Origin of the sequence: Ottowia thiooxydans (assembly GCF_040548795.1) — a bacterium.
Lineage (GTDB): Bacteria > Pseudomonadota > Gammaproteobacteria > Burkholderiales > Burkholderiaceae_C > Ottowia > Ottowia thiooxydans_A.
Genome location: NZ_JBEPSH010000008.1, coordinates 336,706 through 354,887, shown reverse-complemented (window position 1 = coordinate 354,887; position 18,182 = coordinate 336,706). Strand labels below are relative to the sequence as shown.

The following is an 18,182-nucleotide window of genomic DNA, read 5'->3' as shown; positions in this document are numbered from 1 at the left end:
CGGCCGCTCAGGTATGTCGTGCTAAGCGAATGCCGCTGAACTGCCACCGAGCGGTCGCGGGGAAAAAATTTCGATAGGAAAGGCGCGCATGTCCGGCTGGCGTGGCGACGGAACTTCCACGAAGCACGTATTGGTTGACCATGAATTTTCCGTTGTACTCACCCACTGCGCCCTCGGCGATGCGAAAGCCCGGGTAGGGTGCGTAGGACGATTGTGTCCATTGCCAAGCATGTCCAATCCACTGGTCAGACTCCCATTTCGTGGAGGGAACACCTGAGGACATCGCGTGCTCCCATTCCGCTTCGGTGGGAAGCCTCGCGCCAGCCCACCTGGCATAGGCGTCAGACTCGTAATAGGACAGGTGAAGGGCAGGTTTAGCCAAATCAAGTGCTTGCCGACCACTCAGGGTGAACTCATCCCAGCCACCGTCAGGACGAGGCTGCCAATAGATGGGGTGGCTCAAATCCTGGCTCGCTCGCCAATCCCATCCTTCCGCAAGCCAGAGCGAAGAATCTTCGTAGCCTCCCTCTTCGATGAACCTGGCGTATTCCGCATTGCTGACCAGCCGGGACGAGAGCTCAAAAGGCGCCAGATAGACCTTGTGGCAAGGGCTTTCATTGTCAAATGCGAAACCTGTGCCTTGATGGCCTATCTCAATCAGCCCGCCCTTGAAAGCCTGCCACGCTGGCACTGGTGCCGTGGCGGCTTGGGCAGGGGTAACTTGATCCGTATAGGCTGGCCACATGGGATTGCAGGAAAGCAGGTGCTTGATGTCGGTGAGCAGCAATTCCTGATGCTGCTGCTCATGCTGCAGACCAAGGGTCACCAGTGGCATCCAGGGTGTTGCTTCATCCGCGTGCGCCATCAGGGCCTGCATGCGGTGGTCGACATCGGCACGGTATTGCATGACCTCTTCCAGTGAGGGGCGGGTCAGTAGGCCGCGCTGAGGACGCGGATGCCTTTCACCTATTGCGTGGTAGTAGGAGTTGAACAGCACGCGAAACTCTGGCCGAAAGGGAGCAAAGCCCGGCTCATGCGCTGCGAGAACGAAGGTCTCGAAAAACCAGGTCGTGTGGCCCAGATGCCACTTGGCGGGACTGGCGTCCGGCATGGACTGCGCTGCGCAGTCCTCAGCGGAGAGCGGTGCTACCAACGCACGGGTGTGAGCGCGCACGGCATTGAATTGTTCGAGCAAGTCGCTGTTGGGCAGGCGTGAGAGGTCGTTCATGGCTGTGCGTACAGCAGCGCATACCAGCCCCGCTCATCAGTCCACGATTGCACTCGCGCAAATCCGGCTTGACGCAGCATGCCGGCAAATACCTGCAGGGGATATTTATAGCTGTTCTCAGTATGAATGCGTTCACCGCATACAAAATCGCGCCCGCCGCCTGCCCAATGAACGCTTTGCGATGTGTCTGCCTGCAAATGCATTTCTATGCGTGACGCGACGGGGTTGAAGAAGGCTTGGTGAGACCATTCGGAAGGATCGAAATCACTGCCAATCAGGCGGTTGACGTGCGAGAGGATATTTCGGTTGAATCTTGCCGTGATGCCGTCTGCATCATCGTAGGCAGCTTCCAGCACATCCACTTCCTTGGGTAGGTCAATTCCGATCAGCAGGCCCCCGCTACTGTCAATCCAGGCGCGTGCTTGACGCAGCCACTCCAGAGCCTGCGGGGGGTCAAAGTTGCCGATGGATGAGCCTGGGTAGAACACCAGCCTGCGCTCTCTTGGAATCTCGTCAGGCAGCTGCACCCGGCTGGTGAGGTCTGCAATGACTGCACGCGCATCCAGATTCGGATCCGCGTGCCGCAGCCGCGCCACGCCTTCTTGAAGGATTTCCGCTGAAATATCTACACCCACAAAACATTGGGGCTTCAATATGTCGCAAAGGATCTGAGCTTTCTCGCCATTGCCTGCGCCCGGCTCGATCACCGTATGTGTGGTGCCTATGGCTCGCTTGATGTCCTCAGCACGCTGCTCCAGCAGAATGCGTTCTGTCCGCGTGGGATAGTACTCTGGCTGATTGGTAATGGCCTCGAATAGTTTTGAGCCCAACTGGTCGTAGAAATACTTGGGGGAGATTTGAGCCACTGGCTGCATCAACCCCTGGATGATGTCTTCGTGTTGCATGAGCAAGGCCTGCGCGGCTCTCAAGAGAATCACTGCATTCTCCGCCGCTTGGCGGCGCTCATTTGTAGGCCAATGCCTCGCAACGGCGTGCCCGATTGAGTATGTCTTTGCTCTTTATCCTCGCATCACGGCGGGAGATTTCACACTCTGGCGAGCGCACTCGCTTGCGATGCTTGAGGTCGGACCGGGCGTATGAATGCGCCTTAATCGCGCGTTACCCGCATCACTTCTTCCTGGCTCGTGATGCCTCGTGAAACCAGGCGGTCGCCGTCATCACGCATCAGCTGCATACCGTGCGACAGCGCGGTAGCGCGGATCTCTGACTCGGCTGCGCGGTTATGGATCTGGGCGCGAATCTGGTCTTCAACCACCAGCAACTCGAATACGCCGGTGCGGCCTGCGTAGCCAGTTTGTCCGCATGCATCGCAACCTGCCCCGTGGCATGTGATGCAATACTTTCGCACCAGCCGTTGCGCCAGAACGCCGAGCAATGAGGAACTGAGCAGGAAAGGCTCAACTCCCATATCGGTCAGGCGCGTGACGGCACTGGCCGCATCGTTGGTGTGCAGCGTGGCCAGGACGAGGTGGCCAGTCAGCGAGGCCTGAATCGCGATTTGCGCAGTTTCAATGTCCCGAATCTCGCCAATCATGACGATGTCCGGGTCCTGGCGCAGAATGGCTCTCAAGGCGCGGGAAAAGTTGAGCTCAATCTTGGAGTTGACCTGCGTCTGACCGACCCCTGGAAGATCGTATTCGATGGGGTCTTCCACCGTCATGATGTTGTTGCGCGTGGCGTCCAGACGCGCGAGCGATGCGTACAAGGTCGTCGTTTTGCCGCTACCCGTGGGGCCTGTGACCAAAATGATGCCGTGCGGCTGCGCAATCAGGCGTTCGAACTTATGCAGCACATCGCCCAGCATGCCGACGGCTTCCAGGCTGAGTTTGCTCTCCGATTTGTCCAGCAAACGCAAAACCGCCCGCTCACCATGGGCGTTGGGGATGGTGGACACGCGCACGTCGATGGCGCGGGTGCCCAGCCGCAGGCTGATTCGCCCATCCTGAGGCAGCCGCTTTTCAGCAATGTCCAGATCCGCCATGATCTTCAGCCGGGAGATGAGCGCCGCATGCAGTGCGCGGTTGGGCCGGACCACCTCACGCAAGGCACCGTCTACCCGAAAACGTACGGCACTATGGCGCTCGTAAGCCTCGATATGGATGTCGCTGGCGCCATCACGCGCGGCTTGCGTCAGCAACGCATTGAGCATGCGGATGATGGGCGCATCGTCTGCAGACTCCAGCAGATCTTCCACTGCCGGCAACTCCTGCATGATGCGTGAGAGGTCTGCATCAGACTCGACTTCACTCACCACGGCCGCCGCGCTTGACTCGTTATCGGAATAAGCGGTGCTGATGCGCTGCGCAAAGGTCTGCGGATCGGACGCTTGAAGTGCCAGTGGCACCTCGGCCGTGCCGAAACGGCGCATGACTTCACTCAGCGCGGCAGGGTCGGGACGGCCGTTGTGCCACAAGGTAAGGCTTTGTCCGTCGTCTTCCAGCAGCAAGCTGGCCGAACGGGCAAAAGCATAGGGCAGCAGGTAGCGCATGCGCCTTGAGCCTTTTGATTAGTTGAAGGGGCGCTCGCTCGCGCCACCTAAATAGTGACCCTCGCCGCTGGCCGGAAAGTTATTCACAGGAGCGGATGGGCGGCTCAAATAGTGGTTCTCTCCGCTGGCGGGTCCCTCGATCAACGGGGGCGGTGGGGCAGGGCGCCTCCAGGCTTCAGGGTTGTCAGGGATGACAAAGGGCATCACGGGGGCCTGGTTGGCGTGCTCCACCACGCTGGCTGGAGGCTGGTTGCCCTGCTGCGCGCGTCGCATGTAGTCGTAGCGGTCGAGCGAGTAGCTCTCGGTCGCGGCGGCGTCCCGTACGATCACGGGGCGAAGGAAAACCATCAGGTTGGTTTTCACGGCATAGCGGCTTTGTGACTTGAAGAGGTTGCCCACCAGAGGTATATCGCCCAGTACGGGCACCTTGTCTTCGTTGCGGGCGAACTTGTCTTCCAGCAGGCCACCCAGCACGACTACGGAGCCATCGTTGACCAGCACGCTGGATTCAATGGCGCGCTTGTTGGTGGTCGGTCCATTGGCACTGCCGCCGGTGCCCGCCACTACATCAGATACTTCCTGATAGATCACCATCTTGATGGTGCCGTCTTCACTGATCTGGGGGCGCACGCGCAGGGTCAGACCCACGTCTTTGCGTTCGTAGGTCTGAAACGGGTTGACCGATGTGTTGCTGCTGGCGCTACCCGTATTGGTGAAGCTGCCGGTGACAAATGGAACGTTCTGACCGACGATGATCTTGGCTTCTTCGTTGTCCAGCGTCAGCAGTGTGGGCGTCGATAAAACGTTGCCAGTGCCTGTGGATTGGAGGAAGTTGGCCAGCACGGCCAGGTTACTGGAGCCGGCCAACAGATTGAACCCTTTGCCTGGACGGACCGTCGGAGGAGTGGCTGTTGAGCCTGGTGTTCTATTTCTATAGGCGAGTGCTGCCACGCCCAGGTCGACAATATTGGTCGCGGCTGCCCCACCGCCAGCGCTGGCAGTGGAGAAATTGGTACCTACGATACCTGCACCACCAAGCAAGGCTTGCCATTGCACACCGAGCTCGGCCGCCTTGTCGGCTCGCACCTCGGCAATCAGGCTTTCCACGAAAACCTGTGCCCGTCGTTGATCCAGCTTGTCAATGACAGCCCGTAGTTCGCGGTAGACCGGCTCCGGAGCGCTGATGATCAGGGAGTTGGTGGATGGATCGGCCTGAATCTGCCCGCCAGTAGACGGCTGATTGTTGCCGGCGGCGTTGATGCTCGGGCCGCTGTTCATGCCGCTCATGCCGCCGCTGGACGAAGAATTGTTGTGATTGGTGTTGATCGCCTGTGCCTGGGAGATATTGCTCAAGCCACCAGATGGGGCACCGCCACCGCTTGAATTGCTGCCCGGTGTATTGGACTGGCCGGGCAGAGCTGCCAATGCGGCACGCAGCGTAACCGCGAGTTTGGTGGCGTCGCTGTTCTTCAGATACACCACGTGAATGTTGCCGGCAGAACCGTCCGTGCGGGAAGCGGCAGGTTGATCCAGCTGCTCGATGAGCGCTTTGGCCTGTGCCAGTCGGGCTGCATTTCCGGCGCGGATGATCACGGCATTGCTGCGGGGCTCAGGAATCAGCGTGGTGCGGTAACCGCCTTCAGCGGAAGCCGCTGCACTGTTGGCTGGAGCGGCCTGCCCTGGAAGGCCCGCAGTCGCAGGGGGGACCGCCGCGCCGCCGGTGCTGCCGCCCGTTTCCAGCAGTTTGGAAACAAGGGGCGCCAGATCGGATGCCAGGGCGTTCTTCAGGCGCACAATTTCGACGCCCGTGGCCTGCGCCACGTCCAGGCTGGAAATGATGCGCGCCAGACGCTGCAGGTTGTCACCGTAGTCGGTGATGATCAACGAATTGGTGCCAGCGTTGACGTTGATCGTGTTGTTGGGGCTGATGAGAGGGCGCAGGACCGGCACCAGGTTGTTGGCGTTCTCATGCGTCAGTCGGAATATCTGCGTTTGAATCTGCCCGCCGCCCGCAGGCCGGTCGCCTGCCGAGACGCTACCGCCTTGCAGCTTGGCCTCAGATTCGGGAATCACCAGGTAGATGCCATTGCTCTCCACCAGCGCGAACCCTTGCGTTCTCAACTGGGTTTGAAACAGGCGAAGCGCTTGCGCCGCATTCACCGGTGCGGTGGACGTCAACGTCATCGTGCCCTTGACGCGCGGGTCTACCACCACGTTGCGCCCACTGATGGTAGCCATGGTGCGCGCCACAGCATCAATCTCTGCGCCTGCAAAATCCAGCGTGACCTCACCCGCGCGTGCGGCTCTGGTGCCTTCCTGCGCGAAAGCAAAGCTGGGAATCAGGGCGCTTGCGCAGAGGGCGAGGACCGCCATGGCAACGCGACTCCTGGCCTGAATTTGCAGGGCGAGATGGCCGGACGTTGCAGGCTGACACATCCTGGAAGATAAAGATCTCATGCGGTCGTAGTCTTGGCTTAGCCGAGCGAAATGATGGCACGCTCACCTTGGCGGCGGCCGATGATGTTGAGCAGATTGGCCAGCTGGGCCTCCATGCCCGGGGCTGCGCTGGCCTCACCGGAAAAACGCAGGCGTGAACCGACCCACTGGCCCTTGCCCGCCAAGCGGAGGGAGCCTTCGAGCGTGGAAAGATCAAGCGAAGGGGAGTCCCCGCCAGTGAGCGTCATGCGATAGGAGCCCAGAGGTTGCAGAGTGGATAAGCGCGAAGACATATGGCGGGCAGTGAATTCCGCGCTGCCTCCCATGACCATTCGGCCATCCAGCCATTCTACTGAAAGCTCACGCGTGGACAGTGACAGTTGCCCTTGAGGTTGAATGGTGTTCCATGGCGTTCCCAGACCCGTCAGCACCGCAGCAGGCCAGGCGGACTGCCCGTTGGCCACGTTCAGGCGGGCGCCATTCCATCGCGGGGTCATGTGCAGCTCAAGCGGTGCGCCCGGAATGCAGCATTCGGCCGTGAGGTGCGCACGCACCCCAAGCCCGGCTGGTCTCAGTTTCCAGTGGACTCTGCCCGGCAGCGCCGTGCTTCCCAGGCTGCCAGCGCCTCCTGTCAACACCAGCCGGGCCGAGCCCGACCACACGCTGCCTTGTGAATCCAATAATTGCACGATGCCACCCGAGCCCCGTGCGACCGCTGAAGCCAGCCAGCGTGCGGGCGCCGCCAGAAGCAAAACCACCACCAGCGCAACCAGCGCCCCGGCCAGCGCCCATTTCCAGGGCGCCCGCTCCTGCTTGATGCCAGGAGCGGTGCGGTTCATGGCCTTGAAAGGTGTTGCTTTCATGGTTGAGGAAGGCTCAGGGACAGTGTGCCGTTCCAGCGTGCGGGCGTGCCCGGTGCGGCGCCAGGCACGCGTGACAGGCGTGCTTCAACCGGCGCTGCGCGTGCGTTGGCGCGGGCATCGGCGAGGTATTCGGCCAGTGCGGCGGCAGAAACATCTTTCAGCGTGATGTTGGCGCGGTCTCCGACAACGTTGAGCTGCCCGCCATTGCCCAGACGTTGCCGGACCGCGGTTTCAAGCGCTCGCAAGGCATCGCTTTGGCCCAGTTTGGGCATCGCCTTGAGTGTTTCGGCTTCCGCCTGCAGGCGTTGCATCTGCTGTGCCTGCATTTCAAGCGCCTGCCGCTGAGGGCCAGCTGCACGCAAGGTGCTCAATGCGGGAGCCAATGCCAGCCACCAAAGAAGTGCCACCACCACAACCACCACAGCCCCGCCAACCAGGCGGCGTTCGCGGGCATCCAGCGCTGCCCAAGCGGCAGTCATGCGGCTGCCCGAAGAAGGGGCAGAAGAGGCGTTCGCGGAGCTTTTCATGGTGCGCCCTCAGGTTTCAGCACCACGGCGTTGGCTTCTGTTTGCATTTGATAGCCTAGAGGTCGCAGTCTCTGATTGGCCTCGGAGAGCGCGCTGGCCGCCATCTGCACACCGCGTGCGCGCAGTTCTCCCGCAGAAAATTCGATGGCGGACGGAGCAGAGCCCGCGGGTGCCACTAGAGCGAAGGCGCTCAAGGCTGGTTCAAGATCACTTGCCGAAAATGCACCCGAGGCCTGCCGCAACGCAGCGACTTCGCGCGCCATCTGAACAGGCGCATCGACCACGACCTTGACCTGAGGGAAAGTTTGCGTGAGAGCGGCTTCTATTTGAGAGCGCCGCGCTGCCAGGTCTGCACGCGTTTGCCAAGCCAGCCAGTTGAGGCCCACGATTTGCGCTAGCAACAATAAGGCCACGCCCCAGCGTGCCGGGCGCCACGCCGGCGCGTACATAAGGTCACGCCACACGGCGCCTGCGCGTTTGGCCGCACGGGCGCGGCCTCCTTGCGAGAAATCAAACTGAGCAAGGTCCCAGGAAGAGCGCGTAGCCTCCAGCATGCGCTCCGGTGCTTGCTGGATGGTGAGCTGCCGACCCAGGGTCTGCTCTGCCAAAGCTGCGACGGCGGGCTCAGTGAGCAGTTCGGCCTCCTGCGACGCATCATCAGTCGGCTGGGGTAGCAAGGACAGCGATCCCGGCCCCAGAGGCAAAGCTTGCACCCCGCCGGGTACTGCATCGCCGCTGATCAGCAGTTGGGCCCTCTCAGGCACGCCCGCGACAATGAGGCGCAACGGGCCCGTGCGCGGGCTCAATTCTGGGACGATGCGGTTGACTGTACGGCCGGCGGCATCCAACGCGTGCATGTGCGCGCTGAGCCATGGGCGATTGCACACTGCAACCCAGACAGAGCCTGCGCTACCCGCGCCCGGCTCCAGCGCGAAGTGCAATTGGTCCGCGTCATCGAGCAAGTGTTCTTCAAGCAGGCCGGCCAAAGTGGCTCGCAAGCGCGGGGACCCTGGGCCTATACCCTTGGGCAACTGGACTTTGTGCCATGAAAGCAAGGCCGGGGGCACCATGGCCACGACCTCGACGCCTCGGCCCGCAGGAGGCAGCAGGCCAGGTAAGGCGCTTCCATGCGCGTGCAGGCCTTGGCCGTCGCGCGAAGTGGCGAAGTCATAGTTGCCAGGCGGGCCGGCGGGCAGTGAAATGAGAAGCAGGCTCATGAGCGCGGGTAATTCTATGGGCTTAGTGTGAAGGAGGGCGCCTGGCGTTCCATTTGAGATAAAAAAAACGCAGGCCCAGAAGCGTGTTCTGAGGGCAGGGGCTGAATGAAGTACGCCTGAGAGACGGGCTAAACCCGGCCTTTTGTCACGGCCCGGCCATGGGCGTTGCCATATTGAGTGCGGTTCGCTGACGCCACAAAGTCAGCGCCACCTTCCTGCTTGGGGTGTAGATGCGCCTTACAAGCGAAGTTTCTTCCAGGGCGATGTCGTCCAGCCGCAGCCGGCCTCGCACTTCGAAAAAGCTGGTCGTCACACCAGTCCAGTTGGTGGGGAGCGGTTCTGCACCGCTTTGCTGAACGGTTTGCAAGGCACTGGACGCGCTGCGGAAGTAGGCGCTGGTCCTGGCGCTGACAAGCCTTTCCGCACCGGCCAGATCCAGCCCGGGCACGGCGGCGTAGATGACCTGGGCGCTGGCGGTGTTGAGGTTGACGGTTGTGGGAGCGTTGTCGATCAGTGGCAACAATGTGGCGTAGGGACTTAGCGCTTTGAGCGTTGCCGGGGTCAAACCCAGCCAGGTCAGTTGCTCGAAACGAATCGGCATCAGAGGTGCATCGGTATCGGTTTGAACTTGGGACTCGCGCATGGCGGCGCGTGCGCTCAGCAGATTGCGCTGCAGTGACTCCAGCTCATCGTAAGGCAGATTCAGCAGCTCGAACAGCCGCCGAAAGCGGTCGATCGCCTGCTTGCCGTCACTCGTTTCGCTCGTCAGCACGAGATTCATGACGTTCAGCCGCGATTGAAGGTCGACGATGTGCCCTGAAAGGAAGGCCTCGCGCTCTGTTTCTGTGCTCGCTTCGCCGCCTGCCAAAAAGGTGGACAGGCGAGCTTCTTCCAGAGGCACCGCCCAGGGTTCACCTAGATGGTCTATGGTCGAATTGCGCGCATCGCCCATGAGAACCAGGCGACCCCAATCCAATGCGCCATTGAGAATCCAGCTGGACTGCACGCGGGCCCTCTCGGAGGCTTCGACTTCGACCCCACGCCATTGGCGCCACATGGCTCCTGCTGCCAAGGTGGCCACCAGCGCAACGGTGATCATGGCCGCCAGCAGGGCGGCTCCGCGCGAACGCTTCATGATTCACCTCCGAACGTGGGCCTGACCCAGTCCACGACCAGGGGTCCCGCCAGGGCCTGGCCAGGCGACAGCGTGATCATCAGGCGTATGCCATCGGGCGCGGCAGTTTCGGTTTGAGTGCCTTCGGAGGCGCTGGAAAGCGGATTGGTCCAGGCATTGTTCCGAAAGTAGTGCAATTGCCAGTCGAGCGCGCCGGCGATGACGGTCTCCGCGGCGCCTCCTGACGCAGATCCCTGCAAGGACGCGGTTTCTCCCCAACGGGCTGCGCCCTCCCAGGCGGCTTGCCAGGTCTGTATCGTTTGCAGCGGCGGAGACTGCCAGCGCAACCATTGGCCGCTGCCCGCACGGCGCGTCCATGCCACGACACGAAGCCCCCCGCCTGTATCGCCCGCGGCCAAGCGAGTGATGCGCAGCGTACTTCCATTCCAGGAGATGCTGCGATTGACGATGGATCCTGGGGGCGTGGGCTCTGGAGCTGGCCAGACCATCATGGCATCCAGATCTGCTCGCCATTGGCCGAGGCCCGCCTGGAGTGCGAGCACGTCGTCGGTGTAGCGGCGCGTGGCCTCCTGCGCACGCGTCATGCCGTCTATGCCTTGCCAGGTGAGCAGGGCCATCAAAGCCATGATGGACAGTGCCACCAGGACCTCTATGAGTGTGAAGCCGCGCATTCTTCGTGCGGAGCGTGCGTCCATCGTCGCGTTCGCCATCAATTGCGTCCGATGATGGTGGAAACGCGCAGCACTTGTACACCGGCCTCGCTCACGGCCGCGTCCACGCGGCGGAAGTTGGGGTTGGGTGTGGGACGTACGCTGAGTGTGACCTGCAACCCCAAGTTGGCCTGAACGCAATCGATCGTACTGTCGCCCACACCAGGCAACTGGCGTGCAAGACGAAGTCCGGTCAGCTGGTTTTCAGCGCATATCTGAGCCAGCAAGGCGTGGCCCTGTCGTTCCGCATTGCTGGTGAGTGCGGCGGTCGCCTTCAAACCTGCTACCAGCGCTATGGCGGTGATCGCCAGCGCCACCAACACTTCAACCAGAGTAAAACCGCGCGATGAGATCTTCATGGCGATAAGCTGGCTGCCCTGAATGGGCGAAGCCCGTCCGTGGAAATGCTCACCACCGGCTGAGGTGTGCCCTCGCGATGAATCTGCACGGACTGGGGCCCAATCAGCGGGTCTGGTCCGAGAATCAGAGGTGCGTTGCCCATCGTGCGGGTCTGGCTGTCCAGCCATCGGGTGGGCAAGGGGTCTGTCCCGGGTGGTTGCCCTTCAAATACAAAACCCTCTGCGGTCGGTTTCCAGAGGACCTGAACACCTGCGGCCCGCGATCGCGCACGCGCGGACTCCAGCAGAGCAGCCAGCCGCTCTCCATCGCGCGCGAGCGCGTCCGCTGTGCTGTCGCGCAAGGCCAGGCTGGCCACGGCAGTGCCAATGGCAATCACTGCCACCACGACCATGAGCTCAATAAGCGTGAAGCCGCGCAGAGCCTGACGACCGCATGAGGTGCGGCTACCGCTTGCCATGGCGCACAGCACCGACATCCTGGGGCAAGTACACGTTATTCAGGCCTTGGACGTCACTGCCAACTGCCAATGTCCGCGTTCTTGCCTTCTCCGCCGCTTTGGCCGTCGGCGCCAAAACTCATGACATCGACTTCGCCTTTGACGCCGGGATTGAGGTACTGGTAGGGGCGTCCCCACGGATCATTGGGGAGCTTTTCGAGGTAAGGCCTCCAGTTTCCCGGCGCCGGCGGCGAGGCAGGGCGGGCGACCAGCGCTTGCAGGCCTTGTTCGCCCGTTGGGAAGCGTTGGTTATCCAACTTGTAGAGTTTGAGCGCTTGCATGATGTTGTGAACGTCGGTGCGCGCAGCGGTCGCGCGAGCGTCATCCGTGCGGTCCAGCACGTTTGGCACGATCAATGCAGCCAGCACGCCGATGATGACCAGCACGACCATCAGCTCAATCAGGGTAAAGCCGGCAGCGCGGCGCCAGCGGGATAGACGGGGGGTTGTCATAAAACGTTCCGAAAACTCAAGTCGCATCAATGATAATCGCGAGATGATGACAGCTTTTGTTTCTGGAAAACCATGAAATCCAGGATGGCTTCCCCCCGCCTGATGGTGGGCGTAGTCACATTCGCCGTTTGGGCGGTGGCTGCGGGCACCGCGCTCTATTGGGGAATGTACGCCGCTGGCGCCCAGAATAAGGCTGTTCCGCCCTCTGCGGCCTCAGCGCAGGCCATTTCCGTGGACTCACAGGTCGTGGCGCGGGCGCTGGGTGCCACCGCACCGGCAGGGGCGGCTTCGGCCGCAGCACCCGAGGTGGTCAGCCGCCTGGCTTTGCGTGGCGTGGTTACCCACAATGGCAGGGGGGCCGCATTGATTGCAGTGAGTGGTAAACCGGCCAAACCATTTGTCGTGGGTGCAGAGGTGGAAAGCGGCTGGACGCTCAAGTCTGTATCCCCTCGTGCGGCGGTGCTTTCAAGTGGCGAACGAGAGGCAAGCCTGCAAATGCCTGCTCTCTCGGATCGTTCCGCTCCTGCAGGTGCGGCACCCGCGGGAGCTGCGTCCGGATCGCTGCCGGGAGTGTTGCCTTCGCTTCCCTCTCTCCCGTTGCCTGCGAGGCCTGCAGCCCCAGCTGCGGCTGGCTGAAGGCTCGACCAGGGTCGAACCTCCTCCCCGTTACTTCAGGAACAGCTTGTAGACCGGGTTGTTCGTCTCTTCTACCCACGGGTAGCCCAACTCATCCAGGAACAGCCTGAACGCCTGATCGTCTGTTTCAGGCACCTGCATTCCGACCAGAATGTGGCCATAGTCGGCGCCTTGGTTTCTGTAGTGGAAAAGCGAGATATTCCAGTTGGGGCGCATCAGGCTCAGGAACTTCATCAGCGCGCCTGGCCGTTCAGGAAACACGAAACGCAAGAGGCGTTCGTTGTGTGCCAAAGGCGAGTGCCCGCCAATCATGTAGCGCACGTGTTCCTTGGCCAGCTCATCCTGGGTAAGGTCTAGTGTGGGAAAGCCCTGCTGCTCCAGCGCACTGGCAATCTGCGGCGACTCGCCCCTGCTGTGGGTGGTCAGGCCTACGAACACGTGGGCGCGTCCTGCGGCGGCGGCTTCACTGATTCGGTAGTTGAATTCGGTCACGTTGCGTGGCCCACCCGGCAGTTTGTCTATGTATTCGCAAAAGCGCCTGAAGCTGCCTCTCTCTTCCGGGACTGTGACTGCAAACAATGCCTCGCGCTCTTCACCGACTTCAGCGCGTTCAGCGACGAAGCGCAGGCGATCGAAGTTCATATTCGCGCCGGAGAGGATGGCCGCGTAGGTTTCCCCCTGTGTCCCGTGCGTGGAAACATACTGCTTGATGGCCGCCACGGCCATGGCACCGGAAGGCTCCACAATGCTTCGGGTGTCTATGAATACGTCTTTGATGGCTGCACACACGGCGTCGGTGTCGACGCGGATGAACTCATCTACCAGGGCCCGCGTCACGCGGAAGGTTTCCTCGCCAGCCAGCTTGACTGCGGTGCCGTCCGCGAACAGGCCCACGTCGGTCAGGGTCACCCGTTTGCCTGCCGTCACCGATTGCGCCATGGCATCGGAGTCGATCATTTGCACGCCGATCACCTTGATGTCCGGCCGGACTGCCTTGATGTAGCTCGCTACGCCGCTGATGAGGCCGCCACCGCCAATAGCGACAAAGATTGCGTTGAGCGCGCCTTGGTGCTGGCGCAGGATTTCCATCGCAATGGTGCCTTGTCCGGCGATCACAAGGGGATCATCGAAAGGGTGAATGAAGGTCAGGCCCTGCTCGCGCTGAAGCTTGACTGAATGGTCGTAGGCGTCGGAGTAGCTTTCGCCTTCCAGTACCACTTCGCCGCCTAGCGCCTTGACCGCGTCAACCTTGAGTTGCGGCGTGGTCACCGGCATGACGATGACTGCCCGTGTCCCCAACTTTTGGGCCGACAGAGAAACGCCCTGGGCATGGTTGCCGGCAGACGCGCAGATCACGCCGTTGCGAAGCTGTTCGGGTGTGAGGTGCGCCATCTTGTTGTAGGCGCCTCGCAGCTTGAAGGAAAAAACCGGTTGCTGGTCTTCTCGCTTCAAAAACACCTGGTTGCCCAAGCGACGGCTGAGCGCCCGCGCCGGGTCGAGGTTGGACTCGATGGCCACGTCGTAGACGCGTGCTGTGAGAACCTGCTTGAGATAGTCTGTGTTGGTCAGGCCGGAATCAGGCCCGGCTTGCGTGGAGGGTGAAGTCATGGCAGTCCTTGGGAGGGCGCAATCATAGGCTCCCTGGCGCTTCGCTGCCGATGGATGGCAGGAGCGTGAAAAAGCGTTGGACAAAAAAAACCCCGAGGCCTTGCGGCACCGGGGTTTGAATCCACCTTTGAAGGGGTGGAGGAGACAACCGTTGCAGGGAAACCCCGCTTGCATGAAGCATAGTGTAGCGAAAACTACAGCGGTCTGCATGTGATTTGTTGCAACGCAACAATTCACCTTTCAAAAATGCGCATTTTTTTAGGCTAGCAAAGGAGGATGTGCCAAATCCGCTACGCTTGGAACTCAATTTCAAGAAAATTCTGAAGAAAAAGAGCCCTATATGGAATGCACCGTAAGTTGGACAGGCGCCGCTGGAACGCGATCAGGCATGGGCTTTGTGGCCGAGACCGGCTCTGGGCACATCATCACCATGGACGGCGCCCCGGACTCAGCCAAACCGGAAAACGGAGGGCAGAACCTGGCGCCTCGGCCCATGGAGACGGTGCTGGCAGGCGCTGGTGGTTGCACGGCCTATGACGTGGTGCTCATCCTGAAGCGGGGTCGCCATGACGTGCGCGGCTGCTCGGTCAAGCTCACGAGCGAGCGGGCCGAAACGGATCCCAAGGTGTTCACACGCATTCACATGCATTTCACCGTGATCGGCAAAGGCGTGCCGCCGCAGGTCGTTGAACGCGCCATTGCGCTCAGCCATGACAAGTACTGTTCAGCCACCATCATGCTGGGCAAGACTGCAGAAATCACGACTTCATTCGAAATGGTCGAGCCGGCCTGAACGCCAGGGCGCAGCGGCGCTTCATATCCGCTGCGCAGGCCCGCTCTACAGACGTTATCGGTCCATTCAAACGTAGTGGGCCGTGCCTGTCATGACGCGTGCCGCCATGCGCATGATCTCGCGCACCGGCAAAGGCAGTTCAACTCCACCAGCATGTAGCGCGGCGTCTGCGTGCGCAGCCTCGTCTTGTTGCATTTGAGCAACGATCGCACGGGACGCGGCGTCGTGTTCCGGGAGCCGGTTCAAATGGCTTCCCAGATGCTCCGCCACCTGGCGCTCAGTTTCCACTACAAAGCCCAGGCTTAAAGCGTCGCCCCCTACCCGGCCTGCCACCAGGCCAATGGTGAATGCGCCTGCATACCAGAGCGGATTGAGCCATGAGGGGCGGTCGCCCAACTCTTCCAGCCGTTCGCTGGTCCACGCGAGGTGGTCGGTTTCTTCTCGTGCGGCAGCTTCAAGATGGCGACGCAGATTGTCGTTTTTTGTCGTCATCGCCTGCGATGTATAGAGTGCTTGTGCGCAGACCTCTCCCACATGATTGACCCGCATCAGTGCTCCTGAAAGACGCCGCTCGGCAGGCGAGAGCGTTCCTCCCTGGCTCCCTGGCTCGGGGGTGGGGGTGGCACGCGCGGCCCGCGGAACCGCAAACAAAGTGCGCATGCCGCTATCTACAGCGCAGAGCAATCGGTCAGAGAAGTTCATACAGATATGGTAAGGGTTAAAACCGATTGACTGTGATGTTGCTGCGTCGCCACAGAAATTGACTTCAATTGAATAAAGACAGTTTTGTCTTATTCGCTTAACCGCGCCTTGGTGCAATAGCTCACAGCTTCCCGTTTGCGTGGAGGTTGGCCCGGCGGCGGTGGCGACACAAATGATGCCTCGGCGCCTGTTCGCATATTCAACCTTGGAGATCTGCAATGAAAAAAACTCTGCTTGCCTTGACTGTATTGGCCATGTCAGGCGCCGCGATGGCCCAATCTTCCGTCACTCTCTATGGCGTGGCTGATGCCGGCCTCGGCAGAATCAAATCTGGCTCGACTGGCTCCTCTCCTGCCAACGACGCTTCCAACAAAACAGAATTCATCAGCGGCAGCCGCATGAACAACGGCGAAAGCCGCATCGGTGTGCGTGGCGTTGAAGATCTGGGTGGCGGCTTGAAAGTCGGCTTCAATTTTGAATCTGGCCTGGACCTCGACACCGGCGCTGCATCCAGCGCTTTCTGGTCACGCCAGGCCAACCTGTGGTTGGGTGGCAACTGGGGTACTTTCAAAATGGGTCGCGCCTTCACGCCTAGCTACGGCGGTGTGGCAGCCTGGGAACTCACCAGCATCGCCAACTACTCCGTCGTGACCAACACCTTCAACTACGGTGGTGCTGGTTCGCGCAACAACAGCCAGTTCAGCTACAAGACGCCAGGCGGCCTGGGTGGTTTCAGCGCTGAAGTCGGTTACGTCACCAAGGCTGACAACGCCGACCGTGCGAAATGGGACTTCAACGTGATCTATGCCAATGGCCCTATTGCTGCGGCGTTGACGGCTAACAAGGAAAAAGATCAGAAAACTGGTTACACCTTGGGTGGCAAGTACGACTTCGGCTCTTTCGTGGTTGCAGCTTCTTACAACCACACGCGTGACACCCGCCGTGGCTTCACCGTGGGCGGTACTGCGAAGTTCGGCGCTTTCAGCGTCACTGCCGATGTCGCCCGCGACACCAAGAACATTTCTGGCAAAAAATACACAAACGTTCTTCTCGAAGGAAAATACGCCCTGTCCAAGCGCACTTTCGTCTACCTGGCAGGTTTGCGCCTGGACGGTTCGACCAACTACGGCATTGGCGTTCGTCACAACTTCTGATCGGAAATCCGATGAGCTGGCCCAGCTGAGTTCAGCCAGCCGGCAGATGCGGGCGGAACAGCGTCAGTTGTTCCGCCGCAAGAACTCTCCTTGGTTGTTACATTCGTTGTAGATTGCCCACGGGTTGGGCGCTCCTGTTGTCCTGATGCAACGAAACGGCGTGGTCAAGCGCGATTCAGTGCCGAAGCCTTTGCAAGTTGGGGGCAGGTCTGGTGCAATAGCAACAACTTCCCAAAAGGGGAGGTTGGCCCGGGGAACCGGCGGGAATCGCAGACGGACCCTTCGCACCGGCGCCCTATGTTTAACCTTGGAGAACTTGCAATGAAAAAATCTCTGATTGCCTTGGCAGTGCTGGCTGCCTCCGGTGCCGCGATGGCTCAATCTTCCGTGACACTGTATGGCGTGGCTGATGCCGCCATCAACAAAATTCAAGGTCAGCAAACCCAAATGGGTAGCGGCTCCACAATGACCAACGGCACTTCCCGTCTGGGCGTGCGTGGCGTTGAAGACCTCGGCGGTGGCCTGAAAGCTGGTTTCAACTTTGAAACTGGTCTGTCCCTCGAAGACGGCGCAACTTCCACTGCTGGTGGCGGTTTCTGGGGCCGTTCTGCTCACCTGTGGTTGGGTGGCAACTGGGGTACCTTCAAAATGGGTCGTTCGCTGAACCCATCTTTCTACGGTGTGTCCGGTGGCTGGGAACTGACAGGCGCTGCTAACTACAACGTCCTGAGCAACACTTTCGGCTGGGCTGGTTCTGGTGCTCGTAACAGCAGCCAATTCAGCTACAAAACACCTTCCATGGGTGGTTTCTCTGCTGAGCTGGCCTACATCACCAAAGGTGACAACGGTGGCAACGCTAAGTGGGATGCTAACGTTCTGTACGCAAACGGCCCTATCTCCGCTGCTATCGCTGCTAACAAAGTTCAGCAAGGCAAAACAAACTACGCTTTCGGCGGTAAGTACAACTTCGGTTCGTTCATTCTGGCCGCTTCGTACAACGCTCGTAAAGACGGCGTTCGTCGCGAAGGCTTCGAAATCGGTGGTACAGCCCTGTTCGGCGCATTCAGCGTTACTGCTGACGTGACCCGTGACCGTCGCAACGACGCTGGCAAGAAGTACACCAACTTCCTGCTGGAAGGCAAATACGCACTGTCCAAGCGTACATTCGTGTACCTGGCTGGTCTGCGTCTTGACGGCACCAACAACTACGGTTTGGGCGTTCGCCACAACTTCTGATTTGACGCTGTAGTCAACCGTTCAATAGAACGGTTGGCGTCACGCAGCTCAACTCTTTTAAAAACCGCCTTCGGGCGGTTTTTTTATGGGCGTGCCTTTATGTTATGGGCGTGCCTTTAT

Annotated in this window: 18 protein-coding genes; 4 read left to right on the top strand and 14 right to left on the bottom strand. The window is 60.5% G+C overall.

Translation table 11 applies throughout. The annotated features are described in order from the left end of the window. Nucleotides 1-7 precede the first annotated feature (7 nt). The 12 genes from egtB to gspG all read right to left on the bottom strand — a co-directional run bounded on the left by egtB (nt 8) and on the right by gspG (nt 11,933). A complete protein-coding gene (egtB, locus tag ABIE13_RS20965; RefSeq protein WP_354447022.1) occupies nt 8-1,228 on the bottom strand; it encodes an ergothioneine biosynthesis protein EgtB in 1,221 nt (406 codons plus the stop codon). Continuing rightward, on the bottom strand, nt 1,225-2,133 hold the full coding sequence (gene egtD / locus ABIE13_RS20960; protein WP_354447162.1) for an L-histidine N(alpha)-methyltransferase: 909 nt from the start codon (nt 2,131-2,133) through the stop codon (nt 1,225-1,227). Before egtD ends, egtB begins: the two co-directional genes overlap by 4 nt. A 203-nt stretch (nt 2,134-2,336) precedes the next feature. After that, nucleotides 2,337-3,737, bottom strand: a complete 1,401-nt coding sequence (locus ABIE13_RS20955) for a GspE/PulE family protein (protein ID WP_354447020.1) — start codon at nt 3,735-3,737, stop codon at nt 2,337-2,339. 18 nt (nt 3,738-3,755) lie between these two features. Beyond that, a complete protein-coding gene (gene gspD / locus ABIE13_RS20950) occupies nt 3,756-6,110 on the bottom strand; it encodes a type II secretion system secretin GspD (RefSeq protein ID WP_354447018.1) in 2,355 nt (784 codons plus the stop codon). A 101-nt stretch (nt 6,111-6,211) separates the two neighbouring features. Further along, nucleotides 6,212-7,036 carry a type II secretion system protein N gene (gspN, locus tag ABIE13_RS20945; RefSeq protein ID WP_354447016.1) on the bottom strand — a complete coding sequence of 275 codons (825 nt, stop codon included), beginning with the start codon at nt 7,034-7,036 and terminating at the stop codon, nt 6,212-6,214. Further along, on the bottom strand, nt 7,033-7,563 hold the full coding sequence (gene gspM, locus ABIE13_RS20940) for a type II secretion system protein GspM (protein WP_354447014.1): 531 nt from the start codon (nt 7,561-7,563) through the stop codon (nt 7,033-7,035). The genes gspN and gspM overlap by 4 nt, the downstream gene beginning before the upstream one ends. Further along, a complete protein-coding gene (gene gspL, locus ABIE13_RS20935; RefSeq protein WP_354447013.1) occupies nt 7,560-8,780 on the bottom strand; it encodes a type II secretion system protein GspL in 1,221 nt (406 codons plus the stop codon). Before gspL ends, gspM begins: the two co-directional genes overlap by 4 nt. Nucleotides 8,781-8,925: 145 nt before the next feature. Then, entirely contained in the window at nt 8,926-9,915 is a 990-nt protein-coding gene (gspK, locus tag ABIE13_RS20930) for a type II secretion system minor pseudopilin GspK (protein ID WP_354447011.1), read from the bottom strand. After that, entirely contained in the window at nt 9,912-10,610 is a 699-nt protein-coding gene (locus ABIE13_RS20925) for a PulJ/GspJ family protein (protein ID WP_354447009.1), read from the bottom strand. Before ABIE13_RS20925 ends, gspK begins: the two co-directional genes overlap by 4 nt. A 14-nt stretch (nt 10,611-10,624) precedes the next feature. After that, a complete protein-coding gene (gene gspI, locus ABIE13_RS20920; protein WP_354447007.1) occupies nt 10,625-10,984 on the bottom strand; it encodes a type II secretion system minor pseudopilin GspI in 360 nt (119 codons plus the stop codon). Next, on the bottom strand, nt 10,981-11,442 hold the full coding sequence (locus ABIE13_RS20915) for a pilus assembly FimT family protein (protein ID WP_354447005.1): 462 nt from the start codon (nt 11,440-11,442) through the stop codon (nt 10,981-10,983). The genes gspI and ABIE13_RS20915 overlap by 4 nt, the downstream gene beginning before the upstream one ends. Nucleotides 11,443-11,495: 53 nt before the next feature. Continuing rightward, nucleotides 11,496-11,933, bottom strand: coding sequence for a type II secretion system major pseudopilin GspG (gene gspG / locus ABIE13_RS20910; protein WP_354447003.1), 438 nt, complete (start codon nt 11,931-11,933; stop codon nt 11,496-11,498). Between the two features lie 84 nt (nt 11,934-12,017). Between gspG and ABIE13_RS20905 the strand changes: the two genes are divergently transcribed. Continuing rightward, nucleotides 12,018-12,569, top strand: a complete 552-nt coding sequence (locus ABIE13_RS20905) for a type II secretion system protein N (protein ID WP_354447001.1) — start codon at nt 12,018-12,020, stop codon at nt 12,567-12,569. 30 nt (nt 12,570-12,599) lie between these two features. Here the strand turns inward: ABIE13_RS20905 and ilvA are convergent, their stop codons facing one another. After that, nucleotides 12,600-14,177, bottom strand: a complete 1,578-nt coding sequence (gene ilvA / locus ABIE13_RS20900) for a threonine ammonia-lyase, biosynthetic (protein ID WP_354446999.1) — start codon at nt 14,175-14,177, stop codon at nt 12,600-12,602. 340 nt (nt 14,178-14,517) lie between these two features. On the opposite strand from ilvA, the gene ABIE13_RS20895 reads away from it, so the two are divergent. Beyond that, nucleotides 14,518-14,970: an OsmC family protein gene (locus ABIE13_RS20895; protein WP_354446997.1), complete on the top strand. Its 453-nt coding sequence runs from the start codon at nt 14,518-14,520 to the stop codon at nt 14,968-14,970. 66 nt (nt 14,971-15,036) lie between these two features. Here ABIE13_RS20895 and coq7 read toward each other — a convergent pair whose 3' ends face one another. Continuing rightward, a complete protein-coding gene (gene coq7 / locus ABIE13_RS20890) occupies nt 15,037-15,672 on the bottom strand; it encodes a 2-polyprenyl-3-methyl-6-methoxy-1,4-benzoquinone monooxygenase (protein WP_354446995.1) in 636 nt (211 codons plus the stop codon). 218 nt (nt 15,673-15,890) lie between these two features. On the opposite strand from coq7, the gene ABIE13_RS20885 reads away from it, so the two are divergent. Together ABIE13_RS20885 and ABIE13_RS20880 are read left to right on the top strand one after the other, a co-directional pair. Further along, nucleotides 15,891-16,826: a porin gene (locus ABIE13_RS20885; RefSeq protein ID WP_354446993.1), complete on the top strand. Its 936-nt coding sequence runs from the start codon at nt 15,891-15,893 to the stop codon at nt 16,824-16,826. Between the two features lie 321 nt (nt 16,827-17,147). Then, nucleotides 17,148-18,062, top strand: a complete 915-nt coding sequence (locus tag ABIE13_RS20880) for a porin (RefSeq protein WP_354446991.1) — start codon at nt 17,148-17,150, stop codon at nt 18,060-18,062. Nucleotides 18,063-18,182: the final 120 nt, after the last annotated feature.